General features: G+C 55.9%; 25 protein-coding genes. 11 read left to right on the forward strand and 14 right to left on the reverse strand.

The annotated features are described in order from the left end of the window. Positions 1-32: 32 nt before the first annotated feature. Positions 33-1,565 carry a UxaA family hydrolase gene (locus tag RQI55_RS15300; RefSeq protein WP_042615652.1) on the forward strand — a complete coding sequence of 511 codons (1,533 nt, stop codon included), beginning with the start codon at positions 33-35 and terminating at the stop codon, positions 1,563-1,565. Positions 1,566-1,642: 77 nt separating this feature from the next. On the opposite strand, the gene purH is transcribed toward RQI55_RS15300, so the two are convergent. From purH to htpX, 4 genes are all read right to left on the reverse strand, one after another. Continuing rightward, positions 1,643-3,259 carry a bifunctional phosphoribosylaminoimidazolecarboxamide formyltransferase/IMP cyclohydrolase gene (gene purH / locus RQI55_RS15305; protein ID WP_042615653.1) on the reverse strand — a complete coding sequence of 539 codons (1,617 nt, stop codon included), beginning with the start codon at positions 3,257-3,259 and terminating at the stop codon, positions 1,643-1,645. 153 nt (positions 3,260-3,412) lie between these two features. Further along, complete coding sequence (locus RQI55_RS15310) at positions 3,413-5,035, reverse strand: heparinase II/III family protein (RefSeq protein ID WP_192065142.1); 1,623 nt, start codon at positions 5,033-5,035, stop codon at positions 3,413-3,415. Positions 5,036-5,326: 291 nt separating this feature from the next. Next, positions 5,327-6,715 carry an RsmB/NOP family class I SAM-dependent RNA methyltransferase gene (locus RQI55_RS15315; protein ID WP_409233740.1) on the reverse strand — a complete coding sequence of 463 codons (1,389 nt, stop codon included), beginning with the start codon at positions 6,713-6,715 and terminating at the stop codon, positions 5,327-5,329. After that, on the reverse strand, positions 6,706-7,665 hold the full coding sequence (gene htpX, locus RQI55_RS15320) for a zinc metalloprotease HtpX (RefSeq protein WP_192065138.1): 960 nt from the start codon (positions 7,663-7,665) through the stop codon (positions 6,706-6,708). The genes RQI55_RS15315 and htpX overlap by 10 nt, the downstream gene beginning before the upstream one ends. A 103-nt stretch (positions 7,666-7,768) precedes the next feature. Between htpX and RQI55_RS15325 the strand changes: the two genes are divergently transcribed. Then, a complete protein-coding gene (locus RQI55_RS15325; protein ID WP_243258149.1) occupies positions 7,769-7,969 on the forward strand; it encodes a DUF1674 domain-containing protein in 201 nt (66 codons plus the stop codon). 54 nt (positions 7,970-8,023) lie between these two features. Here RQI55_RS15325 and RQI55_RS15330 read toward each other — a convergent pair whose 3' ends face one another. From RQI55_RS15330 to hemE, 8 genes are all read right to left on the reverse strand, one after another. Beyond that, positions 8,024-8,908: a ParB/RepB/Spo0J family partition protein gene (locus RQI55_RS15330; protein WP_311273136.1), complete on the reverse strand. Its 885-nt coding sequence runs from the start codon at positions 8,906-8,908 to the stop codon at positions 8,024-8,026. A gap of 100 nt (positions 8,909-9,008) precedes the next feature. Continuing rightward, positions 9,009-9,803, reverse strand: coding sequence for a ParA family protein (locus RQI55_RS15335; RefSeq protein ID WP_042615706.1), 795 nt, complete (start codon positions 9,801-9,803; stop codon positions 9,009-9,011). Positions 9,804-9,819: 16 nt separating this feature from the next. Continuing rightward, a complete protein-coding gene (gene rsmG / locus RQI55_RS15340; protein ID WP_311273137.1) occupies positions 9,820-10,440 on the reverse strand; it encodes a 16S rRNA (guanine(527)-N(7))-methyltransferase RsmG in 621 nt (206 codons plus the stop codon). Positions 10,441-10,451: 11 nt separating this feature from the next. Beyond that, a complete protein-coding gene (gene mnmG / locus RQI55_RS15345) occupies positions 10,452-12,329 on the reverse strand; it encodes a tRNA uridine-5-carboxymethylaminomethyl(34) synthesis enzyme MnmG (RefSeq protein ID WP_279290548.1) in 1,878 nt (625 codons plus the stop codon). Between the two features lie 53 nt (positions 12,330-12,382). After that, the gene (gene mnmE / locus RQI55_RS15350) at positions 12,383-13,708 is read right to left on the reverse strand and encodes a tRNA uridine-5-carboxymethylaminomethyl(34) synthesis GTPase MnmE (protein ID WP_243258152.1); all 1,326 of its coding nucleotides are present in this window, start codon (positions 13,706-13,708) and stop codon (positions 12,383-12,385) included. Between the two features lie 87 nt (positions 13,709-13,795). Then, positions 13,796-15,061 (reverse strand): transcription termination factor Rho, encoded by a 1,266-nt coding sequence (gene rho / locus RQI55_RS15355; protein ID WP_155398682.1) that lies wholly within the window; start codon positions 15,059-15,061, stop codon positions 13,796-13,798. Between the two features lie 185 nt (positions 15,062-15,246). Continuing rightward, complete coding sequence (gene hemJ / locus RQI55_RS15360; protein WP_243258153.1) at positions 15,247-15,792, reverse strand: protoporphyrinogen oxidase HemJ; 546 nt, start codon at positions 15,790-15,792, stop codon at positions 15,247-15,249. Beyond that, positions 15,792-16,823 carry a uroporphyrinogen decarboxylase gene (hemE, locus tag RQI55_RS15365; RefSeq protein WP_243258154.1) on the reverse strand — a complete coding sequence of 344 codons (1,032 nt, stop codon included), beginning with the start codon at positions 16,821-16,823 and terminating at the stop codon, positions 15,792-15,794. The genes hemJ and hemE overlap by 1 nt, the downstream gene beginning before the upstream one ends. Positions 16,824-17,229: 406 nt before the next feature. On the opposite strand from hemE, the gene RQI55_RS15370 reads away from it, so the two are divergent. Genes RQI55_RS15370 through dnaQ form a run of 5 tightly spaced genes read left to right on the forward strand, consistent with a single transcriptional unit; the run spans position 17,230 to position 20,837 of the window. Next, positions 17,230-18,051, forward strand: a complete 822-nt coding sequence (locus RQI55_RS15370) for a pyruvate, water dikinase regulatory protein (protein ID WP_042615708.1) — start codon at positions 17,230-17,232, stop codon at positions 18,049-18,051. 34 nt (positions 18,052-18,085) lie between these two features. Then, a complete protein-coding gene (locus tag RQI55_RS15375) occupies positions 18,086-18,685 on the forward strand; it encodes a Maf-like protein (protein ID WP_311273138.1) in 600 nt (199 codons plus the stop codon). After that, complete coding sequence (locus RQI55_RS15380) at positions 18,678-19,538, forward strand: shikimate dehydrogenase (protein WP_311273139.1); 861 nt, start codon at positions 18,678-18,680, stop codon at positions 19,536-19,538. Before RQI55_RS15375 ends, RQI55_RS15380 begins: the two co-directional genes overlap by 8 nt. Then, the gene (gene coaE / locus RQI55_RS15385; RefSeq protein ID WP_243258156.1) at positions 19,538-20,146 is read left to right on the forward strand and encodes a dephospho-CoA kinase; all 609 of its coding nucleotides are present in this window, start codon (positions 19,538-19,540) and stop codon (positions 20,144-20,146) included. Before RQI55_RS15380 ends, coaE begins: the two co-directional genes overlap by 1 nt. Further along, positions 20,139-20,837 carry a DNA polymerase III subunit epsilon gene (gene dnaQ, locus RQI55_RS15390; RefSeq protein ID WP_243258157.1) on the forward strand — a complete coding sequence of 233 codons (699 nt, stop codon included), beginning with the start codon at positions 20,139-20,141 and terminating at the stop codon, positions 20,835-20,837. Before coaE ends, dnaQ begins: the two co-directional genes overlap by 8 nt. A 51-nt stretch (positions 20,838-20,888) precedes the next feature. On the opposite strand, the gene secB is transcribed toward dnaQ, so the two are convergent. Together secB and RQI55_RS15400 are read right to left on the reverse strand one after the other, a co-directional pair. Beyond that, complete coding sequence (gene secB, locus RQI55_RS15395) at positions 20,889-21,371, reverse strand: protein-export chaperone SecB (protein ID WP_042615668.1); 483 nt, start codon at positions 21,369-21,371, stop codon at positions 20,889-20,891. Positions 21,372-21,451: 80 nt separating this feature from the next. After that, entirely contained in the window at positions 21,452-22,000 is a 549-nt protein-coding gene (locus RQI55_RS15400) for an FxsA family protein (protein WP_243258158.1), read from the reverse strand. Between the two features lie 253 nt (positions 22,001-22,253). Here RQI55_RS15400 and RQI55_RS15405 point away from each other — a divergent pair, with 253 nt between their 5' ends. Genes RQI55_RS15405 through RQI55_RS15420 form a run of 4 tightly spaced genes read left to right on the forward strand, consistent with a single transcriptional unit; the run spans position 22,254 to position 25,010 of the window. Next, complete coding sequence (locus tag RQI55_RS15405; RefSeq protein ID WP_243258159.1) at positions 22,254-22,949, forward strand: Tim44/TimA family putative adaptor protein; 696 nt, start codon at positions 22,254-22,256, stop codon at positions 22,947-22,949. Further along, positions 22,946-24,067 carry a murein transglycosylase A gene (locus RQI55_RS15410; RefSeq protein ID WP_243258160.1) on the forward strand — a complete coding sequence of 374 codons (1,122 nt, stop codon included), beginning with the start codon at positions 22,946-22,948 and terminating at the stop codon, positions 24,065-24,067. Before RQI55_RS15405 ends, RQI55_RS15410 begins: the two co-directional genes overlap by 4 nt. Further along, positions 24,064-24,648: a Smr/MutS family protein gene (locus RQI55_RS15415; protein WP_243258161.1), complete on the forward strand. Its 585-nt coding sequence runs from the start codon at positions 24,064-24,066 to the stop codon at positions 24,646-24,648. The genes RQI55_RS15410 and RQI55_RS15415 overlap by 4 nt, the downstream gene beginning before the upstream one ends. After that, the gene (locus RQI55_RS15420) at positions 24,645-25,010 is read left to right on the forward strand and encodes a helix-turn-helix domain-containing protein (protein ID WP_243258162.1); all 366 of its coding nucleotides are present in this window, start codon (positions 24,645-24,647) and stop codon (positions 25,008-25,010) included. The genes RQI55_RS15415 and RQI55_RS15420 overlap by 4 nt, the downstream gene beginning before the upstream one ends. The last annotated feature ends 73 nt before the right edge of the window (positions 25,011-25,083 follow it).

The raw sequence follows: 25,083 nt of genomic DNA on the forward strand, positions 1-25,083 counted from the left end.
ACTAAAGCAGGTATTCTCGAGGAGGAGAACCCGTGACAGATAGCTCAGAAGCCACCATTTTGCTCAACGCCCGTGACAATGTCGCGGTCGCCCGCCGCTCCATCCAGCCGGGAGGCGTCACAGGTCGCGGCGATCTCACAGCGCTTGAATTGATCGGGCGCGGCCACAAGGTGGCGCTAAGGACGATCAAAGCCGGCGAAGAGGTTCTCAAATACGGACAGGTCATTGGCGTCGCCACGCAGGACATCGAGCCCGGCCGCCTCGTCCATCTGCACAATCTGGCCGTCGTCGTCTCTGAACACACCCACCAGTTCAGCGTCGATATCGAGGAAAAGGGCATGCTGCCGCTGGATGAGCGTCGCACCTTCATGGGCTTTGACCGTGGGGCAGGCGGCGTCGGCACGCGCAACTACATCGGCGTTATCGCGTCAGTGAACTGTTCCGCCACCGTGTCCCGCTACATAGCCGACTATTTCAACCGCGATGGCGGTCTCGACGGCTTCGACAATATCGATGGCGTCGTCGCACTCACCCACAGCACCGGCTGCGCTATCAACACCAAGTCGGAAGGTTACCGGCTGCTTATCCGCACCATACAGGGCTATGCCCGCCATCCCAATTTCGGCGGCATATTGTTGATTGGCCTTGGCTGTGAAACCAACCAGATCGCGCCCATCCTCGAACATTACAAGATGGAAGAGGGCGAGCGCCTTCGCACCATGACCATCCAGCAACATGGCGGCACCCGCAAAACCATCGAAGCCGCCATCGCGCAGATCAAGGACATGTTGCCGATGGTCAATGCGGCAAAGCGCACTGAGCAGCCGCTCTCTGCCTTGAAGGTGGCACTGGAATGCGGCGGCTCCGATGGCTATTCCGGCATTTCCGCCAATCCGGCGCTGGGCTATGCCTCCGACCTCATTGTGCGCAACGGTGGCACGACGGTTCTTGCTGAAACGCCTGAGATCTACGGTGCCGAGCACCTGCTCACCCGCCGCGCCGTGACGCCTGCCGTCGCTGAAAAGCTGATGCAACGCATCGAATGGTGGCGCGAATATACGGCTCGCAATGGCGACGAGCTGAACAACAATCCATCCCACGGCAACAAGCTGGGCGGGCTAACAACAATCCTTGAGAAATCCTTGGGAGCGGTGGCAAAGGGCGGATCAATGCCGCTGAAGGCAGTCTATGAATTCGCGGAGACCGTTACAGAACAGGGCTTTGTCTTCATGGACACCCCAGGCTATGACCCTGTGGCCGTGACGGGCCAGGTGGCTGGCGGCTGCAATGTCATCTGTTTCACCACGGGCCGCGGCTCCGTGTCCGGCTTCAAGCCATCTCCCTGCATCAAGATCGCCACCAACTCCGAAATGTACGAGCACATGAAGGAGGATATGGATATCAACTGCGGAGAGATCGTCACCGGCGGAGAAACCATCGAAGAATCCGGCAAACGAATCTTCGAGCACATCATTGCGGTGGCATCAGGCGATAAGACGGTTAGCGAGATCTACGACTATGGCGACAATGAATTCGTGCCTTGGCAGGTCGGGTCCGTCACCTAAAACAGTGTCTCACGTGAAACATTCGTCTACGTGAAGGTTGGCGGGTCCTCTTAAAGCACCCGCCAAAACCATTCTCATCAATGCTTGAAGTGACGCATTCCCGTAAACACCATGGTCACGCCATGGGCATTGGCGGCATCGATCACGTCCTGATCGCGCATCGATCCACCCGGCTGGATAACCGCCGTCGCACCAGCCGCAATCGCTGCCAGAAGACCATCCGCAAAGGGATAGAACGCTTCGGATGCAACTGCTGAACCCTTGGTCAGCGGCTCGGCAAGGCCCATGGCCTTGGCCGCATCTTCGGCCTTCTGCGCCGCAATACGGGCTGAATCGATACGGCTCATCTGGCCAGCACCAATACCTGCAGTCTGCCCGTCCTTGGCATAAATGACCGCATTGGATTTCACGTGCTTGGCAATCTTGAAGGCAAACTTCATGTCCTCAAGCTCCTGCGGTGTCGGTGCGCGGTTGGTCACGACCTTGAGGTCGAGATCTTCAACCATGCCGTTGTCACGGCTCTGAACCAGAAGACCGCCGGAAACCGTCTTTGCGGTGATGCCCGGCGCGCGGGCATCCGGCAGACCACCGGCAGACAGAAGCCGCAAATTCGGCTTGCGGGCAACAATCAGGCGGGCCTCTTCGGTCACGTCAGGCGCGATGATGACTTCGGTGAAAAGCTGAATGATCTCCTCAGCCGTTTCCGCATCGAGCGTGCGGTTGAGCGCGATGACACCGCCAAAGGCCGAGACAGGATCACAAGCCAGCGCCCGCTTATAGGCATCCAGCAGGGTCGCACCCGTTGCCACGCCGCAAGGGTTGGCATGCTTGATGATGGCAACGGCAGGAGCAGATTCGGGAAGGAATTCCGCCACAAGCTCATAAGCTGCGTCGGTGTCATTGATGTTGTTGTAGGAAAGCTGCTTGCCCTGCAAAAGCTTCGCCGTGGCAACGCCCGGACGCTTGTCGCCTGTCAGGTAGAAACCGGCGCTCTGGTGCGGGTTTTCACCATAACGCATCTTTTCTTTCAGCACGCCGCCAATTGCGCGGTAATGCGGCGCTTCGATAGACAGCGCTTCGGCAAACCAGTTGGAAATTACGGCATCATAGGCAGCGGTGCGGGCATAGGCCTTGGCGGCAAAGCGCTGGCGAAGCGCGTAGCTCGTCTGGCCATCATCGGCCTGCAATGCTTCTAGCAGCTCTGGATAATCGCTTGGGTCGGTAATGACAGTCACATAGGCATGGTTCTTGGCCGATGCACGGATCATGGCCGGGCCACCAATGTCGATATTCTCAACCGTCGTCGGATAATCGCCGCCCTTGGCGCGGACCTCTTCAAACGGATAGAGATTGATGATCGAGAGATCGATGGCTTCGATACCATGCAGCTTCATCGCGTCGACATGGTCCGCATCATCCCGGATCGCCAAAAGGCCGCCATGGACGTTGGGGTGCAGCGTCTTGACGCGACCATCCATGATTTCCGGAAATTTCGTGATATCGGACACATCCGTCACCGGCAGTCCCGCATCGGCAATCGCCTTGGATGTTCCGCCCGTCGACAGAAGCTTGACGCCAAGTTTGACGAGAGCACCAGCAAGTTCGACAATATCTGTCTTGTCAGAGACCGACAGCAAGGCGGTGCGGATCTTGACCTTATCGGGTGCGGGAATCTTCTTGGAAACGACGGCCATCGGGCAACTCCGTACATGGTGGAGGAAAGGCCGGAAATCTCTCGTTCCGGCGGTTGCCGCCGCGTTAGCACAGCTTCGCCCATTAATAAACAGAACGCAGGCATAAGCGGAACATCAACGCAGATTTTTCACCGATAAGCGATGCTTGGATGCCTAGAGCTTTCTTTCAATAAGCCAACGGATGTCTCGCGTGCCCGAAACCTCAAACCGGATTTCCAACTGTTGCGAGGGGCGTATGCCGGAGGCATCTGCCATAAAGACATCGTCAGAGATGGTCACAGGTTGGCCGGGTGCTGAAAACACCCAGCTTGTTCCGTCTGCAGCACGCATCATCACCGTGTCATCATCCAGCCGCTCAAGCTCGATGGCCGGATGAATATGGAAACGTGAAACAGCCTCGACCAAAGCAGGCACTTGTTTCTGGTCCTCATCTGCCAACCGAACCAGATCGCGGCCTTTGATCTTGTTGCCAAGAGCCGCCAGGGAAAGCTCACGCTCATGAATGTAGCCGAACTCCCTCAGATAGCCATCATGAGACGCTGTCAGCGTATCCGCTCCGTTCGGGTCCGTCTCACGCTGAACCTTAACCCCGCTGATGCCTGCCACCATGATAGGCCCAAGAAGCCGAGAGCGGGACAGACGCGACGAGGACGTATCCTCAATCGTCAATGTAGAATGGGCAGCAGTCGAACGGCTGGCCCGCCGGAAATCCATTGTGGCATAGGAAGGAAAGCCGGAATTGATGATGAACCGGTTGCGGACCGAAGACATCTCGAAAGACAGGCAGCCACAATGGGCTCCCCGCGACAGCGCCATGGACAGCGGCGTACCCGTATCAACGATGATGACGGTGTCTTCCGCCGAGAGACGTTGATAGGCAATATCAGGCAAGGCCCGGGAGGGACGCCCCGAGGTTTCATCATAGCGCAGAACAGAGGCAAGCTCATTCGCAAGCGTCGCCGTAGACCCGTTGAAAAGAGCCAGATCGCCATCCTGATGGCGGAAGAAGCGAAGTGCAGGAAACATGCGGTCTATGGCCGGCACAAGCCCAGGCGGCACGTCATGGCCCAGATTGATGTAGCTTTGCCGAAGCGGCAGCAGATCGAGCAGCAATTCCAGCATGATACGAGGGTTACGAGACACATGCCCACCGTCTGGCCGCACCTGTCGCTCCAGCTCGCGATCAAGCTTCATGCCAATATGCGCCATCCGCGCTGGCCGGTTGGGCAGCGCGATAGACGCAATAGCAAGCGCAATGCGGATCTTCAGCCTGATTTCACCATCCGGCGCATATTTTGCGATGAAGTTGAGATAGGCGACATGATAGCCGAGATTTCGAAGGAAGCGGCGATAGAAGCCCGCATCGGCATTCTGAAGAATGACAGGGGAGTGCGACAGCCACGCAATCAACCGCTGCGCCGTTGTTTCAGGTGCCCACGCAACGCCCTTGATCTTGCGCCCGTGCTGGGACATCCAGTCGGAAACCAACATGCGGGCACGAATGCAGGCTTCCTCGGACTTCGCCACCCGAACATGCCTCAACCAGCTGAAAGCATGCAGCCTTTCTTCAAATGCCAGAGACGGCATTTCCATGGAAAAGGGCGATGCCCCGCCAGTGTCGAGAATACGCCCGCCCAGAGCGATGCGCCCATGGACAAGTTCCTGCGCGACGTAGGGATCGGCAGCCCGCAGATCCGTGGGCGCCGCCACGAGGCCGCGAGGCGCGCGATCTGCGAGCTTCAGGACCTTCAGACGCAGAACCGCAACCTCGGTCATCACATGAGTTCTGAGGGTGCGTAGAAACAAGCCTGCGGTACCGAAGCGACTGTTCAGGGATTTTACCAAACGTGTGTTTCCCCTCCGCGCAAAGATTTATGTTGGCACGAAGACCAAGGGGTTCTGTCCAGCATTGAAACAATCATTTAATCTTTCACGGAAAACTTCATATTCCGTTAACAAAATATACGCAGTCACGACAAGGCTCCAACCCCGGCCAGATCGCTAAGGGCGATATGGCAAGGGCCTCAAAGGGAGCGTCTTGTGTGGGCTGTCGGGAGAATTAGGCTTTCAAACCCGGCGCAGGACCGTGGCGTAGAAGCCATCGACACCACCGAACATGTCAGGTGTCGTGCGAAGGTCGCCATCGGGGTTGACCGCAATCTCCATTCCGGGGAAAGCGTCGACCGTCACAGGCACCCGTTCAAGCGATGTTTCACTGGCCAGAACCTTGGCGACCATCTCTTCACCCTCGGATGGGTCGAGGGAGCAATTGGAAAAGACGACGATGCCGCCCGGCTTGACCAGCGTTATGGCGTGGCGCAACATCTGCTCCTGCAAACCGGCAAGCTTGGCGATATCCTTCTCATCCTTGGTCCAGCAAACATCAGGATGCTTGCGCAGAGTTCCCGTGGAAGAGCAGGGTGCATCTAGCAGAACGGCATCGAAAAGCTCCGTCGGCTGAAACTTGAGCATGTTGGTTTCAACCAGTTCCGCCTGCATTTGGAGGCGGCCCAGGTTTTCACGAAGCCGCTTCAGCCGGTTGCCAGATTGGTCCAGCGCCGTGACCGCTGCACCGCTCAGAATAAGCTGCGCGGTCTTGCCTCCGGGGGCAGCACACAGGTCAGCCACGCGCTTACCCTTGAGATCGCCCATCAGGCGCACCGGCATGCTGGCTGAAAAGTCCTGCACCCACCATTCGCCCTGATCGAAACCTTCAAGCGCCGAGACAGAGCCCTCGAAAGAACCTAGGCGGACAGTGCCATTCGGCATCACCTGGCCGTTCAGCTTTTCGGCCCAGAGTTCAGGCTCAGATTTGACGGTAATATCGATGACCGACGGAATGAGCTGGGCTTGCGCCATGCGCGCTGCGGCGTCTTCACCGTAAACCTTGGCAAGCCTGCTGTAGAACCATTTCGGCAAAACCGGAATGGTGCTGACGGCCTCAAGCACTGCATCTTTTTCACGGCCCAGACGGCGCAAGACAGCATTGACGAGTTTCACGAAACGTTTGTTGCGCGGGTCGCGATGGGCCTGCTCAACGGCGAGATCGACCGCCGAATGGTCAGGCACATCGAGATAAAGCATCTGCGCCGCACCAACCACGAGAACATGGTGCAAGGAGCGCGCACCCTGGGGCAGGGGGCCGTCCAGCAGCATGCCAAGCGCATGCTCGATGCGCGGCAGATGGCGAAGTGCAGTGTTGACGATAGCGCGCACCAGAGCACGGTCCGCCACACTCAGCGCCCGATAGACCGGATTGCCGTTTTCAGCATCCATCATCCCGTCAAGGGAGGTCTGCTTGTCGAGAACCGCCGACAGGATTTTAACCGCAGCAACGCGCGACCCAAGGCCGGGCTTCCACTCACCCTCGAATTCGGATGAGTCGACATTTCTACCAGACGGGCGACGTTTAAACTGTTTTGCCGGTTTGGCAGAGGAATCGGATGTCAAGACCAGGGACCTTTACGCTCATTATTGTCTTCTTTTCCGCCACCAATATTCGGGACGGAGCGTGATTTGCGGACCGGCTTAGCACTTGTAGGCTGATAGGTCGATGGTCGAGAAAATTCCTGTGACATGGCTTGCAAAGCCGCAATCCGGTTTTCGGCATTCGGATGGGTCGAAAACAGGTTGTCCATCTTCTGGCCGGAGAGCGGATTGATGATAAACATATGCGCTGTGGCGGGATTGCGCTCGGCATCCTCATTGTGAATGCGTTGCGCAGCGCCTGAAATCTTCTGCAGCGCCGAAGCCAGCCACAATGGGTTACCGCATATTTCCGCACCGCGACGGTCGGCAGAATATTCCCGTGTGCGGCTGATGGCCATTTGCACCAGCATGGCAGCAAAGGGCGCAACGATCATACCGACGATCACACCGATAAAGCCGAGCGGATTGTTGTTCTCGCGATTGCCGCCCATGAAGAAGGCGAGATTGCCAAGCATCGAAATAGCACCCGCGAGCGTCGCGGTTATGGTCATGATCAATGTGTCACGGTTCTGAATATGCGCAAGCTCATGCGCCATGACCGCCGCCACCTCATTCGGCGTCAATTGCTCCATCAGGCCTGTGGATGCTGCGACCGCCGCGTTCTCAGGATTGCGGCCGGTTGCGAAGGCGTTCGGCTGCGGGCTGTCATAGACATAGACTTTCGGCATCGGCAGATTGGCATTGTGAGAGAGATCACGGATCATCGAGAAGAATTCGGGCGCATTATGCTCGTCAATCTCCTGCGCGTGATAGGCCTTCAGCACCATCTTGTCTGAATTCCAGTAGGAAAACAGGTTCATGCCCGCCGCAAACAGCAGCGCAATCATCATGCCGCCCCGCCCACCGATGAGGAAACCGAGACCCATGAACAAGGCTGTCATGAACGCCAACAGCATGGCAGTACGCATCATGTTCATCAAAAAATCTCCGCAAAAAGTGAAATTGCTTATCAAGCCCACGACTTCTATAATCTGGGTGACGAAGAAACGCTTTTCAATATCGCGTCATGAGGTCTGAGATATGGATACGCCCGATCACGACAATAACGATGATGTCGTCAAAGTCCTGTCACCCGCCGCTGAGCGCGCGCTGGCAGAAGCAGAGCAACGCCGTAAGCAGGCGAAAGAGATGGAACTCCCCCCGGAAACGGGTGGACGCGGCGGCGCCGAGCCGGTGCGCTTCGGAGATTGGGAAATCAAAGGGCGCGCGATAGATTTTTGACCGGCGAGGGCACCGCCCCCGACGATCCTGATCACTAGCTAAGCGGAATAGAGCTTAATTCTGTTCCAGCAGGCGGCAAACGGCTTCCAACTGCTCCAACGTGCGGTAGTTGATGCGGATATGCCCGCCCGTTCCCTTGTGATTGATTTTCACATCCAGGCCGAGAGCGTCGGCTAGCGTACGCTCCAACGCAATCGTGTCGGAATCTTTCTCGTGTTCCGGCTTGCGGGCGTGCATAGGATCAAGCTGCGCCCTGATATCTGCCTGCGCAAGGCGCTCAGCATCGCGAACCGATAGCCCGCGTGACACGATGTTGCGCGCAAGATAGGTTGGATCGGACGTCGGCACGAGCGCACGCGCATGGCCTGCCGAAAGCGTACCCTCAGCCAGCATGTCACGAACGGCATCAGGCAGCTTCAGAAGACGCAGGCTGTTGGCAACATGGCTGCGGCTCTTACCAATGATTTCACCGAGATCGTTTTGCGTATAACCATGCTCGGCAATCAGCTGGTCATAACCAAGCGCTTCTTCGAGCGGGTTGAGGTCCGAGCGCTGAACGTTTTCAACGATCGCAAGCTCCAGCGCCGTCCGATCATCCACGTCACGCACGATGACGGGCACTTCCGTAAAGCCTGCAAGCTGCGCGGCGCGCCATCGGCGTTCACCGGCGATAATCTCGTAACGGTTGGGCTCAACCGTTCTCACAACGACAGGCTGTACGATACCATGCTGCCGGATCGATGATGCCAGATCCTGGAGCTCGCTCTCGTCAAAATGACGACGAGGATTGCGCGGGCTACGAGCGATGAACTCGATCGGGATCATCCGGTCCGGGCTCACGGGACGCTGCTCTCCGCCAACAGGCAGAGGCTGGTCCATCTCGCCAATCAATGCGGCAAGGCCGCGCCCCAACCGGCGTTTGGATAGATCGTCGCTCATGAAAAATACTCCAAAATAACCTGCCAGCCCAAACTGGCTTAACCGCTTACGTCAGGATATCAGAGGCGTTAGCCGTCAACAATCCAGACAGCAAGCCTTGCTACGCCGCCTTCCGCAAGCGTTCACGCTGAATGACTTCGGACGCCAGCTGCAAATAGGCCTGGCTGCCCGCACATTTCAGATCATACAGGATCGCTGGCTTACCATAGGATGGCGCCTCAGACACACGGACATTCCGAGGGATGAGGGTGTGGTAGACCTTTTCCCCAAGATGCGTACGAACATCGTTCACAACCTGTTGCGCGAGATTGTTGCGGGAATCGAACATCGTCAGAACGATGCCTTGAATATCTAGAGCCGGATTGACCGTGCCGCGTATCTGATTGACCGTATCGAGTAGCTGGCTGAGACCTTCGAGCGCAAAGAATTCGCATTGGAGAGGGACCAGAACGGAATGCGCTGCTGCCATGGCATTCATCGTCAGCAAATTGAACGAAGGAGGGCAGTCAACCAGAATGTAGGAATAAGCCAGAGCCTCAGCGGAATGCAACGCGCTTCGCAGCAGAAAGACGCGGTTGGACGAATTCGCCACTTCCATCTCGAAGCCCAGCAAATCCATCGTTGATGCGACAATGTCGAGATTGGGAACGGCTGTTGGGACAACGACTTCGCTGATTGAATTGGCGCCAATCAACAGATCGTAAGATGAAAGCTTACGCTCGCGACGGTCTATGCCAAGTCCCGTGCTCGCATTGCCCTGTGGATCGAGATCAACCAGAAGAACACGCTCACCAATTGCCGCCAAAGCGGTTGCCAGATTGATGGCCGTGGTCGTCTTTCCCACACCACCCTTTTGATTGGCGATCGTAATGATGCGATTTTTTTCAAACATGATGCCGTACCTGACCTGGTCAATCAGCTTTTCGACGTAGATCACTGATTTCGAGCACTACAGAGCTCGCTTCTATACTGCTTTGATGTCTTATCAGATCGAAATCCCAACGAATACGGGCTTTCTGCACCTCGGCTTCGTAATCCCTGCCTTTGTTGAGATAGGAACGCAATTCACCGTTCAAAACGACCCACGGATGGATGTAATCGAACAATGCATCAAGCTCTGCCAGTGCGCGTGTAGAGACAGCATCACAGGGACCTACAAGCGAAGGCGCAGTTTCGATTCTAACCGGATGGACCGAGCCGCGTGCGCCGGTTTCTTTCAGCGCAACGCGCAGGAATCCGGCTTTCTTATTATTGCTTTCAACGAGATGAACCCATCCATCCTGCTGCTCGGCCAGCAGAATGGCCGTGATAATTCCCGGAAAACCCCCACCACTACCCAGGTCTACCCAAGTTCGGGACTGGGAGGACAGATGGAATATCTGGGCACTATCGGCAATATGGCGCGACCATAGCTCTGGAAGAGTGGAGGGAGCCACCAGATTTGTCGTGGCATTCCATTTCTTGAAAAGCTCGACAAAATGCTCGAGTCGTTCTTGTGTTTCACGTGAAACACTCTGGCCGTTTATCATCATGCTAGGACTCGTTATAGCTGTGCTGTGCGCTTTTCGACGGTGGAGGCAGAGCCTTTTCTTACCAAGGCAAGGATTAGCGATATCGCAGCGGGTGTCATTCCATCCACTCTCGCTGCCTGCGCAATGCTGGTAGGGCGGGCGGCCTGAAGCTTCTGCTTCAGCTCGCTCGAAAGGCCGGACAGCTGTGTAAAATCGAAGTCATCCGGTATGGCTCGGTCTTCATCACGCTTGATATCGACGATGTCAGCATGCTGACGCTTCATATAGACCGCGTAGCTCGCTTCGATTTCCAGAACCTCAGCGATTTTCGGAGACAAAGCGGAAAGCTCAGGCCAGACCTGCTTAAGGCTGTCAACGGTTGTATCAGGATAGGCGAGGAGTTCATAAGCTGTTCGCCTCTGCCCATCGCGGTTGAGCTTCAACCCGTGGACGCCAGCTTGCGATGGCGTAATGGACAAATCCTGCAGACGGGTACGCGCCTGGTCAAGGTCATCTACAAATTCACCGTATCGCTTCGCGCGCGATGCGTCGACAATGCCAGCCGCCAGACCAACCGGCGTCAACCGAAGGTCTGCATTATCGACGCGAAGCGATAAGCGGTACTCGGCACGAGACGTAAACATGCGGTATGGCTCTGATACACCTTTGGACGTCAGATCATCAATCATGACGCCGATATAGGATTCGGTCCGGCTGAAATGCAGGGGAGCCCTATTGCTAGCCAGTAGCGAAGCGTTAAGCCCAGCCACAAGCCCCTGCGCCGCCGCCTCTTCATAGCCGGTTGTACCGTTGATTTGCCCAGCCAGAAACAGACCGGGAATTTTCCGGCATTCGAGCGACGGGCGCAATTCTCTGGGATCGACGTAATCATATTCGATTGCATAGCCCGCCTGAAGAATTTTGACCTTCTCCAGACCCGGGATCGTATGAATGAACATCTCCTGCACGGACAGAGGAAGAGACGTCGAAATACCGTTGGGATATATCGTGTCGTCATCAAGCCCTTCTGGCTCGAGGAATATCTGGTGGCCATCACGCTCGCCGAAGCGAACGATTTTGTCTTCGATCGACGGGCAATAGCGCGGGCCGACGCCTTCGATCTGACCAGAATACATGGCTGAAAGGTGGATATTATCCTGAATAATTTTATGACCCGCAGGCGTGGTGCGGGTAACACCGCATTCGATCTGCCGGTTTGAGATCGTATCCGTCATGAAGGAGAAAGGAATTGGATCCTCGTCCGCGCCTTGGCGCTCAACTGCGTCCCAATCGATCGTCCTGCCGTCAAGCCGCGCCGGTGTTCCGGTTTTCAGCCGGCCCATTTTAAGGCCAGCACGCGCCAGAGTGTCCGACAGACCAACGGAAGGTTTCTCGCCAACACGGCCAGCCGGAATCTTTTCGGAACCGATATGGATCAAGCCTCGAAGGAATGTGCCGCTTGTTAGGACGACTGCACGGCAAGCGATCTTCTCTCCACTGGCCAGAACGACCGCAGAAATGACTCCGTCCTTGAACTCGATATCATAGGCATCGCCTTCGACAACGTTCAGATTGCCGATCTCAGCGATCTCGCGCTGCATCGCTTGCTTATAAAGCTTGCGGTCTGCCTGGGTGCGGGGCCCACGAACGGCAGGACCCTTTTTTCTGTTCAGCATACGAAATTGAATGCCAGCCGCATCGGCAACGCGGCCCATCAATCCATCAAGCGCATCGATTTCGCGGACCAAATGACCCTTACCCAAACCACCAATGGCAGGGTTGCAGGACATGATACCGATTGTCTGCGCATTATGGGTGAGCAGCGCCGTCTTTGCACCGTGACGTGCGGCAGCAGCGGCCGCTTCGCTACCGGCATGACCTCCGCCAATTACAACGACATCATATGTCATTATAATAAATCCTTGTTTCTTGAAGCCGCGTCCGGCTCAATGTTTCACGTGAATCATTTTCCGATACAGAACTCGGAGAAAATCACACCGAGCAAATCCTCAACATCGACGCGTCCGGTTATACGCCCCAGCGACATCGCCGCCAATCTGAGATACTCCGACCTGATTGCAAGGTCCATTCCTTCGGAATTCTGCGCATCACTAACATAGTTGAGCGTCTCTTCAAGGCGTTTCTTATGACGAGCGCGAACGGGAGCTAGCCCATGGCTCGAGCCAACGCGCTTTTGAATCTCAGAGGTAATCGCCAATCTCAACGCATCGAGGCCAATGCCGGTCTTGGCGGATATGGCGAGATCACAGTCAGTAAGCACATCGCCACCGAGCAGATCAGCTTTGGTTACCAGGCGTAGGACGGTCGTATCTCCCGCCGTTTCAATTTGTTGCGATTCCGAATCGATATCGCAGAGAAGCAAAACGAGATCAGCCTGGGCCGCAGTTCTGCGGGCTCGAGAAATCCCTTCAATCTCAACTAGGTCAACAGTCTCTCGCAGACCGGCCGTGTCGTAGAGCCGCACAAGGTAACCGGCAATATTGAGGTCAACGTCGATCACATCGCGCGTGGTCCCGGCAATATCAGTCACAATAGCGACGTCACGTCCGCTCAATGCATTCAGAAGGCTTGATTTACCCACATTCGGCGCGCCAACGAGGGCGACTTTGAAACCATCCCTAATGATTTCCGAGGATGCGTTACCGCTCAGATGCTGGGAAATCTCCAGATGCAGTTTACCGACTTCATCCCAGACCTGCGCCGCTACGGAGTCAGGCACGTCTTCCTCATCCGAGAAATCGAGCTCCGCCTCGATCAACGCACGGCAGCGGGTGAGCTTGTTTGCCCAGCCATCATAAACCGCTGACAGTCTCCCAGAAGTCTGCTCGACGGCGAGCCGCCTTTGCATTTCCGTTTCCGCTTTCAGAAGATCTGCCAGACCCTCGACTTCCAGCAGGTCCATCTTGCCATTATCAAAGGCGCGCTTAGAAAACTCTCCGGCTTCGGCAGGTCGAAGCCCGGGAATGGCGTCCAACTCGGCAAACACCGCGTCAACAACCGCAAGGCTTCCGTGAAGCTGGATTTCCACGCAATCTTCGCCGGTAAAAGAATTAGGACCGGGAAACACAAGGACAAGAGCCTGATCCAAAACCTCATTGTTTCGGTTTCGAATCGTTTTAAGGGACGCATTCCGAGGTGAGGGCAGTCGAGGACCGATCAGCGCTGCCAGCGCATTAAACGCTTCCGCTCCGCTGATGCGTAGTACAGCGACACCCGCTGGCAGGCGCCCACTTGAAAGCGCATATATTGTACTTTCCGAGTGCGCCATCTGGTTCTCCCTACCTCTCAAACAATTGGCCGCGTCCGTTTTCCAGACGCGGCCTTATCACTCATTGCTACAAGACAGGCCGATGAATCAGGTGTTCATCGATTCGAAGAAATCGCCATTTGTCTTTGTCTGCTTCAGCTTGTCGATCAGGAACTCGATGGCATCCGTTGTTCCCATTGGCGCGAGAATCCGGCGAAGAACAAAGATTTTCTGAAGATCCTGGCGCGGCACGAGGAGGTCTTCCTTACGCGTACCGGATTTGAGAATATCCATAGATGGGAAGATGCGCTTATCGGCCACCTTGCGATCCAGAACGATTTCCGAGTTACCAGTACCCTTGAACTCTTCAAAGATGACTTCATCCATACGGCTGCCAGTATCGATCAGGGCCGTCGCGATGATGGTCAGCGAGCCGCCTTCTTCGATGTTACGAGCCGCACCGAAGAAACGCTTAGGCCTCTGAAGGGCGTTCGCATCCACACCACCGGTCAAGACCTTGCCGGAAGAGGGAACAACGGTGTTGTAGGCGCGTCCGAGACGTGTGATCGAATCCAGCAGGATAACGACGTCACGGCCATGTTCGACAAGGCGCTTGGCCTTTTCAATGACCATCTCCGCGACCTGAACGTGGCGAACGGCTGGCTCATCGAAAGTGGAGGAAACAACTTCGCCCTTAACGGAGCGCTGCATGTCCGTCACTTCTTCCGGCCGCTCATCGATGAGAAGCACGATCAGATAGCATTCTGGATGGTTCGCGGTGATCGAGTGCGCGATATTCTGCAACAGAACTGTCTTACCAGTGCGCGGTGGCGCGACGATCAATCCACGCTGGCCCTTGCCGAGCGGCGTGACGAGATCCATCACGCGGGCGGACAGATCCTTGGATGTCGGAATTTCCAGTTCCAGTTTGAACCGCTCATTCGGGTAAAGCGGCGTCAAATTGTCGAAGTGGACCTTATGACGGATCTTCTCCGGGTCATCGAAATTGATCGTGTTGACTTTCAGAAGGGCGAAATAACGCTCACCTTCCTTGGGCCCACGGATCGGGCCTTCCACCGTATCGCCTGTTTTCAGCGAGAAACGGCGGATCTGCGATGGCGAAATATAGATATCGTCGGGGCCGGGGAGGTAGTTGGCATTCGCGGAACGCAAGAAGCCGAAACCGTCCTGAAGAACTTCAACGACACCTTCACCAATGATCTCGACGTCCTGGCTCGCCAGAACCTTGAGGATAGCAAACATGAGCTCCTGCTTGCGCATCGTGCTCGCGTTTTCGACTTCCAGGGATTCGGCAAAAGTCAGCAAATCAGTCGGAGATTTGCTCTTAAGTTCCTGAAGCTTCATTTCAGCCATGAAGAGAAAGACCGTTTTAAATATGTGTGTGGGGGAAGGCTTGATCGCGAATCAGGTACTGAGGGTGTCCCGCAGACGGCTGAATAATTCACATGCCATTGAGATGAGTGTGCGGAAAATAGCGGCTCAACCCGAAACCCGCAAGAGGAAAGCACCAATTCCGAGAAAATTATCGTGATGAGCCGTTATGCGAAGGGTTTCACAACCACAAGTATGACGATTGCGATCATCAGAAGGGTTGGAACTTCATTCATCAACCGCCAGTGACGGGCATTGCAGGTGTTTTCGTCCCGTGCAAAGCGGCGAACACTGCGGCTGAAATACACATGCGTCACAGTCATGGCAACGACGAGTGCGATTTTGGCATGAAGCCACCCACCCGAAAAGCCATAGACCGACCAGGCGAGATAGAGCCCGAGCACCCAGGAAATCATCATGGCAGGGTTCATGATGACCTTCATCAGTCTCTGTTCCATGATCTTGAAGGTCTCGGACTTATCAGAGCCCGGCGCAGCATCCGTGTGGTAGATGAACAGCCGGGGCAAATAGAACAGACCTGCCATCCATGAGATGACCGCGATGATGTGAAGGGCCTTGATCCACAGATAGGCATCAGCCGGATCGACATGCAGCACCACAGCCACCATGCCAACGAAGACAGCCAGTGCTGCTCCTGCCCGCAACCGGGTCTTTCGGCCTGCTGTGGCTGATGTCTGGGCGTTGTCGCTCATCATCTGGCTCCATAGGAGCGAACACGCGATACAAGTCTGGCGACATTCTCAGGATCCGCTTGCGGCGTGATGCCATGACCGAGATTGAAGATCAGCGGGCCGTTGCCCAGGACCTGAAGGATGGCGTCGATGCCCTCATCGAGGGACTTGCCGCCGGAAACCATCCGCATCGGATCAAGGTTGCCCTGAACCGCGCCATCCTTTTGAAGCTCCTGGGCGAAGGAGAGGGGAACACTCCAGTCGAGACCAATGGCATTCGCTCCCGTCTTCTGGCGATAATCCTTCAAGAGAATACCGGCACCCTTGGCGAATGCGATGATCTTGGCACCGGGACGGCGGGCACGAACGGAGGCGATGATGCGCGCAACAGGCTTCACCGCGTAGTCCTCGAATTCCTTCTCGCCCAGCACGCCCGCCCAGGAATCGAAAATCTGAACGGCATCGGCACCGGCATCAATCTGTGAAACGAGATAATCGGCAGACATCTCAGCCAGAAACGCCAGCAGCTTTTCCATCGCTTCGGGGTGTTGATAACCGAAAAGGCGGGCCGGCGCCTGATCGGGTGTTCCGTGGCCAGCAATCATGTAGGTCGCCACAGTCCAGGGCGCACCGCAGAAACCAAGAAGGGTGGTCTTTTCGGGGAGCTCATGTCTCAGGCGCTTCACCGTCTCAAAGACCGGGGCCAGATGCGCCAGAACGCCATCACCCTTCAGTGCGGAAATCTCTTCCGGATTGATCGGGTCCATGGCCGGACCCCTGCCTTCCGTGAAGGTGACATTGCGGTTCAGGGCATCCGGGATCACGAGAATATCTGAAAACAGAATTGCAGCATCGAGATCGAAGCGACGGATGGGCTGGAGCGTCACTTCTGTCGCAAGCTCTGGATTATAACAGAGATCGAGAAAACTCCCTGCTGTCTTCCTCGTCTCGCGGTACTCCGGCAGATATCGTCCTGCCTGTCTCATAAGCCAGATCGGAGGTGGGGAGAGTGTCTCACCGTTGAGAACCCGGATTACGCTTCGCTCAGCCATGCACACATCTTCTCTAAAAATAAAATCTAATAGATCTAAATGATTTTCTATTTCTTAGAGTCTGTGAGTAGCAAGGATTAAAATTCATCCAGTCTAAATGCCGCATCTGTGGGAAAGGCTGATCCAATCGGATAGCGGACTGGGCAAATGGGAAAACTGTGCGGATCAATGGAAATTTATTAGCAGATTCAATGATTTGGGAGAGAGCGCGTGATAGCCAGCCCTGTGGATAAGCTCTGGATGAAATTTAATCGCCTTTATCTCTCCCCATAATCCACAATCACCGATTTGCTGGCTACACCGGAAAGCCAATTGTGGATAAAACGGAAGTTATACGCTCGGTGACCCGGCGATGGCTTCCAGCCCTCATGTTGTGCACCTCTATCAACAGGGAGAGAAAAACAACGTGGAGAACCCAAAAAGTTTCTTCCATCTGCACCTGATTTCTGACTCAACCGGCGAGACTCTGATGTCCGCGGGCAGGGCGGTTTCTGCGCAGTTTCACTCTGCCATGCCGCTTGAGCATGTTTATCCGATGATCCGAAACCAGAAACAGCTGCAAAAGGTCATCGACAGCATCGATAAGGAACCGGGCATCGTGCTCTACACCATTGTCGATGAGCAGCTGGCCGAGTTCCTCGACCTTCAATGCCATGCAATCGGTGTGCCCTGCGTCAATGTTCTGGAGCCGGTCATCGGCATTTTCCAGACCTATCTGGGTGCGGTCTCGCGGCGAAGGGTCGGTGCGCAGCATGCCCTCAACGCGGATTATTTTGCCCGCATCGAAGCGCTGAACTATGCCATGGACCATGATGATGGGCAGATGCCGGAACATTATGATGAAGCGGATGTCGTTATCATCGGCATCAGCCGAACGTCAAAAACGCCAACCAGCATCTATCTAGCCAATCGCGGCATCAAGACCGCCAATATACCTGTGGTGCCGGACGTGCCTTTGCCCGACAGTCTTTATAAGGCAACAAAGCCGCTGATTGTCGGTCTCGTCGCAACGTCTGACCGTATATCCCAGGTGCGTGAAAACCGTGAGTTGGGCACGACGGGTGGCTTTGATCGCGGACAATATATTGACCGCGCCACCATCATGGAGGAGCTGAAATACGCCCGCGCGCTCTGCGCCCGCAACAACTGGCCATTGATTGACGTAACCAGGCGCTCGATTGAAGAGACGGCGGCAGCCATTCTTGCCCTGCGCCCACGGACACGGTAATCCCCTTCGCACCCTTGTTTGGAGACCCCGGTTGATGAAACCAGAGCTGATACTCGCTTCCTCCAGCGCATCACGACAAATGTTGATGCGCAATGCTGGACTGACATTTTCCGCCGAGCCTGCCGATATTGATGAGCGCGCCATTGATGCTGCTCTTGAAAAGGATGGAGCGACGCCGGACAGGATTGCCGTAGAGCTTGCCAAGGCGAAGGCGCTTGCGGTCAGCGCGGTAAAGCCGGACGCCATGGTGGTGGGTTGCGATCAGACGATGTCGTTTGGGACCAGGATTTATCACAAGCCTAAAGACATGGCGCAAGCGCATGCCAATCTCATGTCATTGTCAGGAAAGACCCATCGTTTGAACTGCGGCGCGGCCATCGCCCGCAATGGCGAGATCCTTTGGGAGATCGTGACATTTGCCGATATGACGATGCGCGAACTTCACCCATCATTTGTTCACCGCCACCTGGAGCGGGTGGGGGAAAAAGTGCTGTCCAGTGTCGGCGCCTATCAGCTCGAAGGCGAGGGCATTCAGTTGTTCAGCGCCATTGAGGGGGATTATTTCACGATCCTCGGCTTGCCGCTGCTGCCATTATTAACGAAACTTCACACATTGGGCCTGATCGATGGTTGATTCACGTGAAACATTAACCATCAAGGCCTTCGTCACCGGCTACCCGATCAAGCACTCGCGCTCGCCGCTCATTCATGGACATTGGTTGAAGCGGTTCGGTATTGCGGGAACCTATGAGGCGGTTGAAATTACACCAGACAATTTCGCGACCTTCATGTCCGATTTGAAGAATGGGACCAATGGTGGATTTGTCGGCGGTAATGTGACGATTCCCCACAAGGAATCCGCCTACCGATTGGCTGATCGTCCAGATGAGATTGCGCAGGAGATGGGCGCAGCCAACACGGTGTGGCTGGAAGACGGGCTTGTTCATGCCACCAATACGGATGGTTATGGTTTTGTGTCCAATCTCGATGCTTGCCATGCGGGCTGGGACAAGGGCGGCAAAGCGGTCGTTCTTGGCGCCGGCGGGGCAAGCCGTGCGGTCATTCAGGCGCTGCGCAACCGCGGCTATCAAGACATCCATGTGGTCAACCGGACCGTGGATCGTGCCAGGGAATTGAAAGATCGGTTTGGAAAGACTGTCCACGCCCATGCCTTCGATGCATTGCAGGAGGTGATGTCGGGGTGCGGTCTCTTCGTCAACACGACCTCTCTCGGCATGGATGGTCATGGTGCGCCAGAGATTGATTTCTCGACATTGTCTGCTGGTGCCGTCGTGACTGATATTGTCTATGTGCCCCTCCAGACACCCATTCTCGCGATGGCTGAGCGTCAGGGTTTTGCGACGGTGGACGGATTGGGCATGCTGCTTCATCAGGCAAAACCCGGCTTTCAGAAATGGTTCGGGCCAATGCCTGAGGTGGATGAAGAATTGCGAGAAATGATTATCGCCGATATTGCGAGTCATTGATGATTACCATCGGGCTCACAGGATCGATTGGCACTGGCAAATCAACGACTGCCAAGCTGTTTGCGCAAGAGGGTGTCGCGGTCTGTGATTCCGATGCGGTTGTGCACCAACTCTATGAGGGTGAGGCCGTGGCGCTGGTGGAAAAGGCCTTTCCCGGCACCACGCAGGATGGAAAGGTTGACCGGCAGAAACTCGGAGATATCCTTCGACAGAATCCGGCTAATTTTCAGATCCTCGAGAAGATTGTTCATCCTCTGGTCCGGCAGAAGCAGGATGAATTTCTGGAGCAGGCACGCCATGGCAACGCCGAATTTGCGCTTCTTGATATACCGCTGCTCTTTGAGACAGGTGCGGAAAACCGGGTCGATACTGTCGTCGTTGTGACTTGTTCACCGAAGCGACAGCGCGAGCGTGTTCTAGCCCGACCCGGCATGACGGAAGAGAAATTTGAATTGATCCTTGCACGGCAGATGCCGGATGAGGAAAAGAGATCACGTGCTGATTTTGTGATCGATACCAACACCAGCGTCGACGACGCCCGCGACCAAGTCCGTGCAGTGCTTGAGATGTTGCGCTCGGCGCGAGAGGAAAGAGAAGACAATGCGTGAGATCATTTTCGATACGGAAACCACCGGTCTGGAATCCAAGGCCGACCGTATCATCGAAATCGGCGGCATTGAGCTTTTCAATCACTTCCCGACGGGCAAAACGCTGCATCTCTATATCAACCCGGAAGATCGCAAAGTGCACCCCGATGCGCTGGCGGTTCACGGAATTACCGATGAGTTTCTGCGCGACAAGCCGAAATTTGCAGATGTCGTCCAGGAAATCCGCGACTTCTTCGAAGGTGCGCGCTGGGTAGCGCACAATGCGACCTTCGATATGGGTTTCATCAATGCGGAGTTTGCAAGGCTGGGCATAGAGCCGGTGTCGCCGGAACTTGTGACAGACACCCTGTCCATGGCGCGGCGCAAGCATCCGATGGGCCCAAACTCGCTCGATGCGCTCTGCCGCCGGTATGGTATCGACAATGCGCACCGCACCAGACACGGAGCTTTGCTCGACTCCGAACTTCTGGCAGAAGTCTATATCGAGATGATTGGCGGTCGCCAGACTGCGCTTGGCTTCGGCGGTGGGACCAAAGCCCGTACCAATGATGTTGTCGATGATGGCCCCATCGATATTCCCGTCCGGCCACGGGCCTTGCCATCGAGACTGGACCCGGAAACAGCTGCCGCCCATGGCAAGCTGGTTCTCGCCATGGGTGATAAGGCCATCTGGAATAAATACAGGCATTAAAAAACCCGGGCGTTGACCCGGGTTTCTGTCGTCTCTCGTCAATGACGGAGATTAGTTTGGTACGGCCTGAACCTTGGCGCGGGCCTGTTCTTCGGCAACGCGCTGCGCAAACATCTGCGAGAAATCGATCGGGTCGATCATCAGCGGCGGGAAGCCACCGTTGCGGGTTACGTCGGCAATGATCTGGCGTGCGAACGGGAACAAAAGGCGCGGGCACTCGATAAAGAGAACCGGCAGCATGTGTTCTTGCGGGAAACCGGTGATGCGGAAAACGCCGCCATAGGTCAGCTCAGCAACGAAGAGCACCTTGTCGCCATCCTTGGCTTCGGCATTCAGCGTCAACACAACGTCGAAATCCGACCCGGAAATGGGGTTGGCATTGACGTTGACATTGATGTTGATGGCAGGTGCGCCATCACGAGCCTGAAGCGAACGCGGTGCACCGGGATTTTCGAACGACAAATCCTTGGTGTACTGGGTCAAAATGTTGAGGGAAGGGTTTGCACCGTCCTGCGCACCGTTTTCAGTGGTCATATCATGTCCTCGAGCATGGAATTCTTGCAAGCCCGTCTATCATCTCGACAAATGCCTTACAACCCTCCGACTTTAGGGGATCAGGGTTTTGGCAGGTCCCGGTTGTCCCGGTCAGGCGACCAGGGAGACTGGTTCGGGCCATCACGGTGGAAGTCATCCTCATCCAGATCGACCACCTTGGAAGCACCATCCGGCTGCGGACCGGGGCGAAAGCCGGGATGGCCGGAAGGGCCACTGGATGTGCGCGCGCCTGCACCTCTGAATGCGCCCGCCACGACAATACGCGATCCCAGCGCCTTCCACATGAGTGCGCGAACGGCTGGCACGAGCAGGAGAAGACCGATGATATCTGTGATGAAGCCGGGCAGGAAAAGCAAAATACCGGCGATGACCCGCAGGCCGCCGCTGATCATGGCCTGTGCCGGCTGCTCACCCGTCTTGCCCGCATTCTGCAGATCGCGAACCATGCCAAGCCCGCCGGCGCGCAGGATCATCAAACCGAGAAACGAGGTGAATAGCACAAGGCCTAGCGTCAACCACAGACCGAGCGCCTTTCCAACCACGATGAAACCGGCAATTTCCAGAATGGGCATCGCGAGAACGATGACGGGCAGAAATGAGAAACGCATATTGAAGCCTTGCAAACGGTGAGAGCGCGACGCGTTCTCTTGACCTTTATCAGAACGCATTCACTGACGGAGTTCAGGGATCGGCCGCAAACATCAATGCTCTTTCAGGCAGATCCAACGTGTAAAAACAAACCATATCGCCCATTCGACCACCTCTGGAAACCGGCGATTGCATCTGTCCGTTTGAATGATGGGCAGATGCAGACTATATGATGTGTAGAAAATTAGATTTAAATGGCGGTTTCGGTAAAAGATGGGCTCAAGCGACTTTATTACATTGTTTTTCCTCGTGGCTGCGGTGCTGATTTTCCTTCAGTTGCGCAGTGTCCTTGGTCGTCGAACTGGCAACGAAAAGCCACCTGTCGACCCTTACAGCCCGCGTGACATGGCAAAATCGCCTGCAGACGATAACAAGGTCGTGACCTTGCCGAAACGTGGCGAAGGCGAAGAGGAAAATCGCTTCGCGGAAATCGATGCCATCGCCCCAGTTGGATCTGCGCTTAATGATTCGCTGCGTGAGTTGAACAAGACTGATCCGACATTCCGTCCGAAGGAGTTCCTCAACGGCGCGCGGATGGCTTACGAGATGATCGTGACGGCCTTTGCCGATGGTGACAGAAAGTCGCTCAAAAACCTCCTCTCCAAGGAAGTTTATGAAGGTTTCGTCGCTGCCATCGCCGAGCGCGAAAAGCGCGGCGAGGTGGTGAAATCGACCTTTGTTGGCACTGAAAAGATCGACATCACCCACGCCGGCATCCGCGATTCCGAAGAGCAGATCACGCTTCGCATCATCAGCCAGCTGATCTCGGCAACCTACGACAAGGACGGTGCGCTGATCGACGGTGACCCTGAAGCCGTATCGGAGGTCGATGACATCTGGACGTTTGCGCGCGACATTCGCTCACGCGATCCGAACTGGAAGCTGATTGCGACCGAATCTGAACAATGAGCAGCGCTGGCCGGGATTTTACCCTCGAAGAGGTGTCGTTTGCTGAACTGCCAGCTTGGCAGGCAGACGACCCTTCGCCGTTATTCCCGGCCATGCAATCCATTCTGGCCCATCTGCGCCAGGCAAAACCCTACCGCACCGGCTCACTGGGTTTGAGCGCTGAGGAGCTTGTGGGGTTGCTGGAAGCCGCTGATGCAGGCGGCTTTAAAGACGCCTGCGCCGCCCGGCTATTTTTCGAGACCCATTGCGTTCCCTTCAAAATATCACCGTCATCGGCAAAGAGCGGTTTCGTCACTGCTTTCTATGAGCCGGAGCTGATGGTTTCGGCCACGCCTGATGAGACATTCAAATATCCAATCTATCGCCGCCCGTCCGATCTGATCGATCTGGATGACACCAACCGGCCAGCGGATATGGATCCCTATTACGCTTTCGGTTTGCAGCGGGATGGCGTGATCTCTCCCTATCCAGACAGGGGCGAAATCGACCGCGGCTATCTGGATGGTCGAGGGCTGGAAATCGCCTGGGCAAAATCGCGGGTCGATCTGTTTTTCGTGCATGTGCAGGGCGCGGCAAGGCTTCGCTATAGCGATGGCACAATCAGGCGCATTACCTATTCCGCGAAGGCTGGCCATCCATTCTCCGCCATTGGCCGTCTGCTGCTGGACAGGGGTGAACTTGATCCTCAGACCATTTCGATGCAGACCATCCGGCAGTGGCTGGCGCACAATCCTGACAAGGTGGACGAGGTTCTCTGGCACAATCGCTCTTACATCTTCTTCCGTGAGGCCGATGTGGAAGGGCTGGAGCTTGGGCCTATTGCGGCTGCCAAAGTTCCGCTTGTCGCGGGCAGGGCGCTTGCGGTGGATCGCCTGATCCACACATTCGGTTTTCCGTTCTTCATCAGTTCACCAAGCCTGACGCATCTGGATGAGGGAAAGCCCTTTGGCCGCCTCATGCTGGCGCTGGATACCGGCTCGGCCATTGTGGGACCGGCGCGTGGCGATATTTTCACCGGCTCTGGCGATGAGGCTGGAGAGCTGGCCGGCACGGTGCGCAACCCGGCAGATTTTTACATTCTCATTCCCTGTGGGGCGGCTGAGAGGTATCGGTCATGAAGGGTGGCCGCAAACTGGGCAGGGATGAGCGCATCCTGTGGGGCAAGGTTGCCAAGACGACGCGGCTGATTTCCGGGCGCGTGGAAGACCTGATGGAATTTGAAGCGCTGGAAGCGCAGATCGATCCAGAGCCGCAACCGCAGCCAAAAACTGCGAAGAAACCCATTCCGCCTTTCCCCAAGATGATTATCGAGCCGATACCGCAATCAGTTGTCGCGGACCCGGATCGCAAGCGCATTCACAGCCCTCTCGAAAGACCGGTCAAACGCAAGCTGACCCGTGGTCGCCTGCCGCTCGAAGCGCGGATCGATCTGCACGGCATGTTTCAGAGCGAGGCCCATGCGGTGCTGCTTGATTTTCTCGTGCGCGCCCATGAACGTGGGCTACGGCATGTTCTTGTGATTACCGGCAAGGGGCGCTCCATGGGCAGTGAGGGCGCATTGAAGCGTGCCGTGCCGATGTGGTTTTCCAAACCGGAATACCGTCATCTCATCTCGTCCTATGAAGACGCCTCCATGAATCACGGTGGCGATGGCGCTCTTTACGTGCGGCTAGCACGTCGGCGCGGAGATACATCATGACGCCGTTTGCAGAGGCGGTTCGGGTTCTGCGCGAGAAAAAGGGCGTGACGCAGAAGCAGATGGCGCTGGCGATTGGCGTGTCGCCCGCCTATCTCTCGGCACTGGAACATGGAAAACGCGGCAAGCCGAGCTTTGATCTCCTCCAGCGCATTGCCGGATACTTCAACATCATCTGGGACGAAGCGGATGAGCTTTTCTCGCTGGCGGGTACGTCGGATCCGCGTGTTGTCATCGATACCGCAGGTTTGCCACCGCAATACACGATGCTGGCGAACGGATTGGCGCGGAATATTCGCAAGCTGCCGCCAAGTGTGATAGATGAATTGTCAGAGGTGCTACAAAAAAGCCGTCCTTGCGAGTGAAACCCGCGCTATCCCCTGCTTTGTGCAGGGTTTTGGTGCTTGTGGACTTTGGATATCGAGACGGAATTTCTAT

This window comes from Rhizobium sp. WCS2018Hpa-16 (genome assembly GCF_031843705.1).
Taxonomy (GTDB): Bacteria; Pseudomonadota; Alphaproteobacteria; order Rhizobiales; family Rhizobiaceae; genus Agrobacterium; species Agrobacterium tumefaciens_C.

Bases quoted from the DNA above. Each gene is read 5' to 3' on its own strand.
- RQI55_RS15375 (WP_311273138.1), top strand. From the start codon at position 18,086: ATGAAACCAGAGCTGATACTCGCTTCCTCCAGCGCATCACGACAAATG.
- rsmG (WP_311273137.1), bottom strand. From the start codon at position 10,440: ATGATGATAAACGGCCAGAGTGTTTCACGTGAAACACAAGAACGACTC.
- coaE (WP_243258156.1), top strand. From the start codon at position 19,538: ATGATTACCATCGGGCTCACAGGATCGATTGGCACTGGCAAATCAACG.
- hemJ (WP_243258153.1), bottom strand. From the start codon at position 15,792: ATGAGCGACAACGCCCAGACATCAGCCACAGCAGGCCGAAAGACCCGG.
- RQI55_RS15410 (WP_243258160.1), top strand. From the start codon at position 22,946: ATGAGCAGCGCTGGCCGGGATTTTACCCTCGAAGAGGTGTCGTTTGCT.
- RQI55_RS15405 (WP_243258159.1), top strand. From the start codon at position 22,254: ATGGGCTCAAGCGACTTTATTACATTGTTTTTCCTCGTGGCTGCGGTG.
- RQI55_RS15330 (WP_311273136.1), bottom strand. From the start codon at position 8,908: ATGAGCGACGATCTATCCAAACGCCGGTTGGGGCGCGGCCTTGCCGCA.
- purH (WP_042615653.1), bottom strand. From the start codon at position 3,259: ATGGCCGTCGTTTCCAAGAAGATTCCCGCACCCGATAAGGTCAAGATC.
- hemE (WP_243258154.1), bottom strand. From the start codon at position 16,823: ATGGCTGAGCGAAGCGTAATCCGGGTTCTCAACGGTGAGACACTCTCC.
- rho (WP_155398682.1), bottom strand. From the start codon at position 15,061: ATGGCTGAAATGAAGCTTCAGGAACTTAAGAGCAAATCTCCGACTGAT.
- RQI55_RS15415 (WP_243258161.1), top strand. From the start codon at position 24,064: ATGAAGGGTGGCCGCAAACTGGGCAGGGATGAGCGCATCCTGTGGGGC.
- htpX (WP_192065138.1), bottom strand. From the start codon at position 7,665: ATGAACATGATGCGTACTGCCATGCTGTTGGCGTTCATGACAGCCTTG.
- secB (WP_042615668.1), bottom strand. From the start codon at position 21,371: ATGACCACTGAAAACGGTGCGCAGGACGGTGCAAACCCTTCCCTCAAC.
- RQI55_RS15380 (WP_311273139.1), top strand. From the start codon at position 18,678: ATGGTTGATTCACGTGAAACATTAACCATCAAGGCCTTCGTCACCGGC.
- mnmG (WP_279290548.1), bottom strand. From the start codon at position 12,329: ATGACATATGATGTCGTTGTAATTGGCGGAGGTCATGCCGGTAGCGAA.
- RQI55_RS15420 (WP_243258162.1), top strand. From the start codon at position 24,645: ATGACGCCGTTTGCAGAGGCGGTTCGGGTTCTGCGCGAGAAAAAGGGC.
- RQI55_RS15400 (WP_243258158.1), bottom strand. From the start codon at position 22,000: ATGCGTTTCTCATTTCTGCCCGTCATCGTTCTCGCGATGCCCATTCTG.
- dnaQ (WP_243258157.1), top strand. From the start codon at position 20,139: ATGCGTGAGATCATTTTCGATACGGAAACCACCGGTCTGGAATCCAAG.
- RQI55_RS15325 (WP_243258149.1), top strand. From the start codon at position 7,769: ATGGATACGCCCGATCACGACAATAACGATGATGTCGTCAAAGTCCTG.
- RQI55_RS15310 (WP_192065142.1), bottom strand. From the start codon at position 5,035: ATGACCGAGGTTGCGGTTCTGCGTCTGAAGGTCCTGAAGCTCGCAGAT.
- mnmE (WP_243258152.1), bottom strand. From the start codon at position 13,708: ATGGCGCACTCGGAAAGTACAATATATGCGCTTTCAAGTGGGCGCCTG.